The 8650-nt window shown below is 62.5% G+C and carries 7 protein-coding genes and 5 pseudogenes; 7 read left to right on the forward strand and 5 right to left on the reverse strand.

The genetic code is table 11. The features are described 5' to 3' along the window. The first annotated feature begins 179 nt into the window (after positions 1-179). Positions 180-1007: pseudogene (gene istA / locus IBL26_RS24625) on the forward strand (IS21 family transposase). A 244-nt stretch (positions 1008-1251) separates the two neighbouring features. Beyond that, positions 1252-1650, forward strand: a complete 399-nt coding sequence (locus IBL26_RS24635; RefSeq protein ID WP_187787154.1) for a hypothetical protein — start codon at positions 1252-1254, stop codon at positions 1648-1650. Positions 1651-1737: 87 nt separating this feature from the next. On the opposite strand, the pseudogene IBL26_RS24640 reads toward IBL26_RS24635, so the two are convergent. Continuing rightward, positions 1738-2004, reverse strand: a pseudogene (locus IBL26_RS24640) (transposase); the annotation flags it as partial. Positions 2005-2060: 56 nt separating this feature from the next. Here IBL26_RS24640 and IBL26_RS26210 point away from each other — a divergent pair. From IBL26_RS26210 to IBL26_RS26215, 3 genes and pseudogenes are all read left to right on the forward strand, one after another. Beyond that, positions 2061-2309 (forward strand): annotated as a pseudogene (locus IBL26_RS26210) (diguanylate cyclase domain-containing protein); the annotation flags it as partial. Positions 2310-2353: 44 nt separating this feature from the next. Continuing rightward, a complete protein-coding gene (locus IBL26_RS24650; protein WP_187787155.1) occupies positions 2354-2857 on the forward strand; it encodes an EAL domain-containing protein in 504 nt (167 codons plus the stop codon). Positions 2858-2870: 13 nt separating this feature from the next. Continuing rightward, positions 2871-3392 (forward strand): EAL domain-containing protein, encoded by a 522-nt coding sequence (locus tag IBL26_RS26215; RefSeq protein WP_187787156.1) that lies wholly within the window; start codon positions 2871-2873, stop codon positions 3390-3392. A 179-nt stretch (positions 3393-3571) separates the two neighbouring features. Here the strand turns inward: IBL26_RS26215 and IBL26_RS24660 are convergent. After that, positions 3572-3886, reverse strand: a pseudogene (locus IBL26_RS24660) (transposase); the annotation flags it as partial. 404 nt (positions 3887-4290) lie between these two features. Continuing rightward, complete coding sequence (locus IBL26_RS24665; RefSeq protein ID WP_187787157.1) at positions 4291-4965, reverse strand: GntR family transcriptional regulator; 675 nt, start codon at positions 4963-4965, stop codon at positions 4291-4293. Positions 4966-5048: 83 nt separating this feature from the next. Between IBL26_RS24665 and IBL26_RS24670 the strand changes: the two genes are divergently transcribed. Next, the gene (locus IBL26_RS24670) at positions 5049-6104 is read left to right on the forward strand and encodes a mannonate dehydratase (RefSeq protein WP_187787158.1); all 1056 of its coding nucleotides are present in this window, start codon (positions 5049-5051) and stop codon (positions 6102-6104) included. Then, complete coding sequence (locus IBL26_RS24675; RefSeq protein WP_187787159.1) at positions 6101-7072, forward strand: Bug family tripartite tricarboxylate transporter substrate binding protein; 972 nt, start codon at positions 6101-6103, stop codon at positions 7070-7072. Before IBL26_RS24670 ends, IBL26_RS24675 begins: the two co-directional genes overlap by 4 nt. 203 nt (positions 7073-7275) lie before the next feature. Here the strand turns inward: IBL26_RS24675 and IBL26_RS24680 are convergent. Both IBL26_RS24680 and IBL26_RS24685 read right to left on the reverse strand, forming a co-directional pair. After that, positions 7276-8068, reverse strand: a pseudogene (locus IBL26_RS24680) (IS5 family transposase). A 49-nt stretch (positions 8069-8117) separates the two neighbouring features. After that, on the reverse strand, positions 8118-8650 hold a 533-nt coding region (locus IBL26_RS24685), incomplete at its 5' end, for a transposase (protein WP_187787160.1).

An 8650-nucleotide genomic window follows, 5' to 3' on the forward strand; every position in this document is an offset into this window, starting at 1 on the left:
CGACCAGGGCTATACCGGAACAAGGGCGGCCGACGCCGCCAAGGCGCACGGCATTGAACTGGAAGTGGTCAAGCTGTGGATCGGCATGGAAGATTGACCCCTCTGGTGGGGTGATCGGCGTTCAAAACTGACCCCCTGAATTTGAGATGCTGCCCCTCTCTCAGAGGGGGAGCGGGGGGATGCTGGCGGTGGACATGATTGCCCGGGTCCGGCGGGCGCACTTCGTGGGCGGCAAGTCGATCAAGCAGATCACGCGCGAGCTGGGTCTGGCGCGCAACACGGTGCGGCGGGTGCTGCGCTCGGGCGAGACGGCGTTCACTTATGAGCGTCAGGTGCAGCCGCGGCCCAAGCTCGGGGCCTGGACGCAGCTGCTGGAACAGCGGCTCAGCGCCAACGAGCGACTACCCAGTCGCGAGCGGCTCGATCTGATCCGGATGTTCGAGGACCTGCAGCAGCAGGGGTTTACCGGCGGCTACGACACCGTGCGTCGCTACGCCCGGGCGCGGCAGCGGCAGCGCGGCACTGCCATCTCAGATGCCTATATCCCGCTGAGCTTCGCGCCCGGCGAGGCCTACCAGTTCGACTGGTCGCAGGAGGTCGTGGTGCTGCACGGTGCCACGGTCGCGGTGCGGGTGGCGCAGATGCGGCTGTGTCACAGCCGGATGCTGTTCGTGCGCGCTTATCCGCGCGAGAGCCAGGAGATGGTGTTCGATGCGCATGACAAGGCGTTCGCGTTTTTCCGCGGCACCTGCCAGCGCGGCATTTACGACAACATGCGCACAGCGGTGGACGTCGTAGGTGTGGGACGCGAGTGACAGTTCAATCGCCGGTTCCTGCAGATGTGCAGCCATTACCTGGTCGAGCGGACGGCTTGCACACCGGCCTCAGGTTGGGAGACGGTGTTCAACGACGCCAGGATGACCACCGCGCTGCTCGATCGCCTGACGCACCACTGCGACATCATCGAGACCGGCAACGCCAGCTGGCGATTCAGGAACCGCAACTAGCGCCATCACCACGCTGTAGACGGGGTCATTTTTGCACGCCGATCCGGGGTCAATTTTGGACGCTGATTGACATTCGGGATTTCATAACTGGTCAGGTGGCCGATAAAACCGATATCGGAACTTTCAGCAGGCGACAGACACCGCCCAAGCAAGTCGACCTTCTTACAACGACCCCACCCTATAATTAGTAGAAATTCAATATAATAATGATAGACAGAATCATTGATCCGCAGGATACCGCACCATGATAAAAGAAGCTATTGGCGACAAAGTTGCAAATATAAATTTGCAAGAAATTCTTCGTATTGTGCACAGTAATGATGGAATTTTTATTCCTGTAATTGATCGTTCTGGACTTCATGTGCAGGTTCACATGACATTTGAGCAAGCTCACCGACTCCTGGTTGACCTTCAGATGGTGGTAATTTCTTGGATTGCTAGCCAAGGGCCACAAATTGTTTCTATGCCTAAGGCCCCATTCAATATGGAGGCTCACAGCTGGAAGGTTGGACTACAAAAAAACAAGGGGAATATCATCCTCCGGATTGAGGGAAATAATTCTGAAATTTTTGACGTAAGTATTTCAAGTGAAGGGGCTGTTCTTATGGCCGATGATATCATTAATTTATCAAAGGTTAATTAGATCCCATTTTTAACGCGGTCGCGCACCGACCGCCGGTCGCCTCAGATAATGAGCGGCAACTTTCAGGGCTAGCAGAGCGAGAGGCTGTTATGGACCTGCAGCCAGTTGAGCGGCTTGCTTGAGCATTCAGGCAGGCGAAGGCGAAGAGATGGAGATCAGCAAGAATAGTGGCGTAGCGCTCGTAGTCCTTCACCAGCCGCCGAAAGCGGTGGCCTAGGCAAACGGCCGCTCGACGGCCCAGCGCCGCGGTAGAAGCACGAAGCCGCGCTTGGCCTCCGGCAACTTCACGACCTCCAGTTCGATGCTGTGCGCCCTCGCAGCCTCGGCAGCCCGCGCGCCGGTGTAGCCCTGGTCAGATCCTCGGCCAGGGCTATGAGGCAGCCTGCCGCCAGCCAGCGCCGCGCCTGCTGATAGACTGCCCAAGGCGGCAGGTCGTTCGGCGTCCAGCGCTAGGGTGCGCCGCACAGCGTATTCGTGGCCTCCTGCGCCACGACGATGTGGCCGCACGTTTAGGCGGCGACGAATTTGTAATCCTTGCCAAGAGCTGCAGCAAAGACAGTAGCGCCCTTACCCTGGCTCGCCGCCTCATCAGCGAAATCACACTTCCTGTTCATCATGAGCAGCAGATTCTCTCCGTCAGCGCGAGCATCGGCATTGCCGTGATGATGGGTGTGACCCAGATAGCTTGCTGCGCAAGGCAGACATGGCACTCTATCATGCGAAGCGCGAAGGGCGTGGCCAATCTTGCCTCTACAATCCTGACCTGGAAGCCGTGGCCCGGGAACGCAGAAACCTTGAGCAAGATCTGCGCGACGCGATCACTTGCGGCGAGTTCCGCCTTCACTATCAGCCTATCATGGATGTGCGCAGCAATCGGCCCACCGGCTTCGAGGCTTTGTTGCGCTGGGACCGGCCTAATGTCGGCCCGATATCACCAGCAGAATTCGCCTCTTTTGCAGAAGATGTCGGTCTCATGAGCGAGACCGATGACTGGGTCGTCCGCGAAGCTTGTCTGGCTGCGAAGACATGGCCCTTAGACGTGATGGTTTCATTCAACCTCCCATCGACGCAATTTTCCTGCCCGGGATTGATTGAGAGGATTGCGAAGATACTGGCCGAAACCCGACTACCCGCCAGCTGTCTTGAGCTTGAGATCACAGAGGCCGCCGCGATACATAATCTCGGCGTTGCCACGGGATTACCTTGAGGCCATCCGTAATATGGGTGTCCACATCACCCTGGACGATTTCGGGACCAAGTACTCTTCGTTCAGTCTGATCCGCCAGCTTCCATTTACCCGGAACAAGATTGACCGAAGCTTTATTCAGGACATCGCGAACAATAATCAGTCAGCCACGATTGTCTCGGCAATTTGCCTTATATGTAGCGGCCTGAGTGTTCGCTCCACGGCTGAAGGTGTTGAGACCGCCAAGCAGATGCGGCGACTGATTGCGGAAGGCTGCACCGATCTCCAGGGGTATCTGATCTCCAAGCCCTACAGGCGACCATGTCGTGCGCTGGTTACTATCTTTGCCGAAGTAGGCCTATCCGCGTGGAGGCGCGTCTACTTGATAATCTCGATAGACCTTTCCAGTAACGCGTGCTTCTGCGGGCTGCCCCAGGCATTTTCGAAGTCGATAGCCCGAGTTTGGCAGCAGCCGCACTCATGGATGCCGAACCCGACTGTCATTCGCCGGTCCATGCTGCGGTCCAAAATCCTCGTGGAAGGCCTGCTGGTGTAGGGCGCGCGCGATCTCTGGCCCTGAGCGGCCTTCGCGCACCATCAGCCCCGCTGAGTAGGCGGCCGACAGGATGCCCTCACGATATATTTGCAGTAGGGTGCTGGGCGGTATCGATTTGGACATCCCGGCTGGGCGCAGCTTGGCCGTGGTAGGCCGCAGCGGTTCGGGAAGTCTACTATCGCGCGCCTGTTGGTGCCGTCGAGAAAGGTCATGCTGAGCGCCACACCCTGCTGCTGCACCAGTTCCAGCAGGCGCTCCCAAACACCGGCCTTGGCCCAGCGGATGGAGAGTTGCGCCGCCAGCCACCAGGGCCCGAGATCGTCTGGGATGCTGCACCACTTGGCGCCGTTCTGGTGCCGCCAGAGAATGGCCGACATGGTCCGCCAGAGATCGTCCGGCGGTGTCTTGCCATGAGGCCTGACTTCCTCGATCAGCGGCTCCCACACCGCCCAGGTCGCATCCGTGAAAACCTGAGTGCCGTTGCTCTCTGCCATGCCCCAAATATAGGATCAGCGTTCAAGCTCTAGCACGCCTTAGTCACCGCCAGCACGGGAGTTGCGGATCATACGCTTCAGTTGCCAGAGGTCAGGGCGTTCGCCCATCCGGCAAATGCAGGATCTCGGCGCGTGCTCGAGACGGGCGGCTTCGAGGTTGTGCGCTTCGTGCCGGAGATGGATCGCTTCCTGTATCGCCGAAACCGCAAAGACCTACGAGCACCTGCATAGAGCGGCGCTGGGGCCATTTCGGATATACCTGAAATAGAAGGATCGAAGCGCCCACCTGTTCGCCTCGTCACTACCGACCCACGTGGCAGCGGCTGCGGCGACCTCCTGCGCACAATAAGCTCGGATTATCGTGCTTCTGGAAAGGTACGACGTGATATTCGTCGTCGAGCGACTTACGGCGCATGTCGCAGCGCAAGCGCGGTGCGGCTTCCTGCCTTGTCTTCCCCGGCCCGATGCAACAAATCCTCCATCGCCTGATCGGACGATGCGACGGCTAGTGCAGTCGCCGCCGCCGCATCGCGCCGCCTGATCGCGACGAGCAGGGCGCGGTGGCTTTCTACTGATCGCGCCAAGCGCCCCGGGCCAAACCCCAGGCGCAGGCGCAGGGCCTCGACCAGGGCCCAACTGCGTGACATCACCGCGGCCGCGTCGCGATTGCGGGCGATCGAGAATAGGTGGATGTGGAAGTCTTCATTGGCCGCCATGGCGGCGGAGGCGTCCTGGACGACCGCCGCCTCGAAGCCGGCCTCCAACAGGTCGAGCTCCTCCAGCTCAGCATCGGAAATGTAGCGGATCACGTCCGGGATCAGCAGCCGTATTACCGCGCGGCGCAGGCGGTAGATGTTGCGGATATCGTCGGGCGCCAAGCGGCGGACCCAGGCGCCACGATTGGGATGCGCCTCGACCAGCCCCTCGGCTTCGAGGGTTTTCAGGGCGGCGCGCACGGGAGTCACCCCCGTGGCCAGGCGGGTTGCGAGCGCGGCCACGGTCAGCTTCTCGCCCGGCGCCAGGGCACCCTCCACGATCATGCGGCGCATGCTGGCGATTACGCGGTCTTCGGTCGTCATGCTTGATTCTATCAAATCTTGCCGTTACCCTGATTCTATCAAATATGCTCGCTAGCTTAAAGCGAGACCGGGGAGGCTTCGAGGTGCCGGATCAACCAAGGTGCCTGCCACGCATCGTCGCCGGCCAGTTCCGCGAGCTGAGCCAAGCCGATCTCGCGTTCGCGCGACAGATCGGCTGCAGCGGGGTCACGGTCAATAAGCCGGACTTCGACAGTCCGGCTTGGATCGCTTTCCTCAACAAAGAATTCACCGCGGCGTCGGGCCCACGCGCCCCGACACGGCGCTGGTCGGCGTTGGATTTGGCCCAGTTACGGGCGGCCGTCGAGGCGCATGGGCTGGCGCTGAGCTGCATCGAGGGCGTGCCGCGCAACCTGCTCGACAAGGCGATGCTGGGGCTGCCGGGCGCGGAGGAGCAGATCGAGGATTTCAAAGCAACGCTGCGTGCCATGGGCCAGGCGGGCATCCCGGTGCTCGGCTACAACTGGATTCCCGACGGGGTCTGGCGCACGGCCAAGGCGGCACATGGCCGGGGCGGGGCGCTGGTCACCGGCTATGACGACGCGGTGGGCCAGCGCGTGGCGACCGGCGGCCTGCCGACGCGCAGCGAGGCCCAGATCTGGGCGAATTGGGAGCAGTTCATCGCCGAGGTGCTGCCGGTCGCCGAAGCGGCCGGGGTCCGGCTGTCGCTCCATCCGGACGACCCCCCGGTACCGGTGCTGGACGGCGTCGCGCGCATTTTCCGCAGCGAGGCCGCTTTCGCCCGGGCCATGGCCTTCGCTGACAGCCCGTATCACGGCCTGGCCTTCTGCACCGGTGCCTTTGGACAGATCGGGGCGGCGCCGATGATGGCGGCGCTGCGGCGCTTCGCAAGGGCGGGCCGCATCCATTACGTCCATCTGCGCAGCGTCCACGGCGCGCTGCCGCGGTTCGAGGAAGCCTTCATCGACGAAGGCAGCGTCGATCCGGTCGCGGTGCTGCGCGAATTGCTGGAAGCCGGGTTCGACGGCTTTGTCATCGACGACCATGTCCCGCATGTGGAGGGCGACACGGTTTGGGGACATCGCAGCCGCGCCTATGCCACCGGCTACATCGCGGGCGTGCTGCGCACGCTGAGCCAACCACAAGGGGCGACCGGATGACCCAATACCATGGCGCGACCCGACGCGGCGTGCTGGCCCTGCCGGCGCTGCTGGCCGCGGGCAGCGCCCGCGCACAGAACCGGCCCTTGCAGGTCGTGGTGCCGTTCCCACCGGGCGGCACCTCGGACCTGGTCGCGCGGATCATCCAGCCGGACGTGCAGCGCGCGCTAGGGCAGGCCGTGGTGATCGACAACCGTGGCGGCGCCGCCGGCCATCTGGGCGCCGACCATGTCGCCAAGAGCGCCCCCGACGGCACCACCGTGCTGCTGACCGATCCGGGCATCCTGACCACCGGACCCAGCCTTTTCGCCAAGCTGCCCTACGATCCCGCGAAGGATCTCGATCCGGTCACCATGCTGATCTACGCGCCCTATGTCCTGGCGGTGCATCCCTCGGTCCCGGCGGCGAGCGGGGCCGAGCTGGCGGCCTATGTGCGGGCCAATCCGGGGAAGATCAACTTCGCTCATTCGGGCGTGGGTGCGCTGAACCACCTGACGGCCCTGGTCGCCGTGCAGCATTGGGGCGGAACCGTCACCGAGATCTTTTACCGGGGCGGCATGCTGGGCATCCAGGCGGCGGTGACCAACGAAAGCCAGATGGTCGTCAATGGCGCGACGGCGACGCTGCCATTTGTCAAGGATGGCAGGCTGCGCGCCTTGGCGGTGACCGGGCCACGACGCTTGGCGGACCTGCCAGATGTCCCAACCTTTGCCGAACTCGGCTGGCCCGCCGCCGAGGCCGGGATCTGGCAGGGCCTGCTGGCCCCCGCCGGCACGCCGCCCGGCACCATCGCGCGGCTGTATGACGCCTTCACAACCGCACTGGACCTGCCGGCAACCCGGACGCGTCTGGCCGATCTGGGCGCAGGGGCCCGGGCCGAGGGTCCCGAATCGTTCCGCCGCTGGCTGGCCGCCGAAACACAGTCCTGGAGCAGCGTGATTCGCGCGCGCGGCATAAGGCTCGATTGAGCCGAAATTTGTAGAGATTTTCAGGCGCGTGACATTCTTGCTTGTCTTCAACAATGCAAGATGTCGAACATGATATTGGGAAATTATTGTGCCATAGATCCTGCCATAATGGACGCCTGCGCCGCTGACCCTGATCATTCATCCACAAGAAACGGCGGGGGCAGCAAACCCAGATCGTGCCACCAGTCGATCACTAAGGCCTGTTAGATCTTGATCCAATCGGCGGCGGCTGCGAGGCAGAGGATGCTGAGGAAGGATCGAGCGGTTTTCTCGTAGCGGGTAGCAACGGCGCGCCATTCTTTCAGGCGCGCCCAGAGGTTCTCCACCCGCCAGCGGTTGTTGTAGATCCAGCTGGGACAGGCGACCGGCGCATCCGTGCGCTTGGGTGGGATGGCAGGACGTGCGCCCATGTTCCAGATCCGCTCGCGGAAGGCATCGGAGGCATAGCCGTGGTCACCGATGATCCACCCTGGTACGTCCGGCAGGCTGTTGAGCAGACCAAGTGCAAGCGGCAGTTCATGCGCCTGACCGGGCGCGAGAGCAAAGGCGATGGCCCGTCCGCGCCCATCGGCAATTACGCAAGTTTTGGTGCCATAGCCGCCGCGAGATCGGCCAAGTGCTTCACGTAGATCTCGCTCTCTGCCATGGCCCCCCTTTTTTCCGCGCCCGCCGCCTTGTGATGAGCACGGATGTTAGTGCCATCGAGGAAGGTCATGCCGAGCGCTACACCCTGCTGCTGCACCAGCGCCAGCAGGCGCTCCCAGACACCCGCCTTGGCCCAGCGATGAAGAGCTGCGCCGCCAGCCACCAGGGTCCGAGATCGTCAGGAATGCTACGCCACTTGGCGCCGTTCTGGTGCCGCCAGAGAATGGCCGAGATGGTCCGCCGGAGGTCCTTCGGCGGTGTCTTGCCGTGAGGCCTGAGCTCCTCGATCAGTGGCTCCCACACCGCCCAGGCCGCATCCGTGAAAACCTGATTGCCGTTACTCTCCGCCATACCCAACACATGGGAACAGCAATCAAGCTCAAACAGGCCCTAGAGGCTGTTATGAACCTGCGGTTAGTAGAGCGGCCTGTTTGAGCACGAGGCAGGCAAATGCGATGAGGTGGAGATCGGCAAGGGTGCTGGCATAGCGCTCGTAGTCCTTCACCAGCCTTCGGAAGCGCGTCGCCCAGGCAAAGGGCCGCTCGACGATCCAGCGCCGCGGTAGCAATACGAAGCCGTGCTTGGACTCCGGCAACTTCACCACCTCCAGTTCAATACCATGCGCCCTGGCGGCCTCGGCAGCCCTCGCACCGGTATAGCCCTGATCAACATAGGCCAGATCGACGCTTTGCCCGGTGGAAGTCTGCACGGCCTGGGCCGGGCGCCGAACCTCAGCCCGGTCACCGGCGCTGGCGGGCGTGACGTGCAGCGTCAGCAGGTGACCCAGCGTGTCGACCGCCAGGTGTAGCTTCGAGACCTTCTTCTGCGTGGCACCGTCATACCCCGACTGCTCACTGCTTTCGGGAGAGGAGCGCAGCGTCCGGCTGTCCAGGATCGCCGCTCTGGGCTGCGCCTTTCTCCCCGCGGCGAGAC

Origin of the sequence: Teichococcus aerophilus, from assembly GCF_014490485.1 — a bacterium.
GTDB lineage: Bacteria > Pseudomonadota > Alphaproteobacteria > Acetobacterales > Acetobacteraceae > Pseudoroseomonas > Pseudoroseomonas aerophila.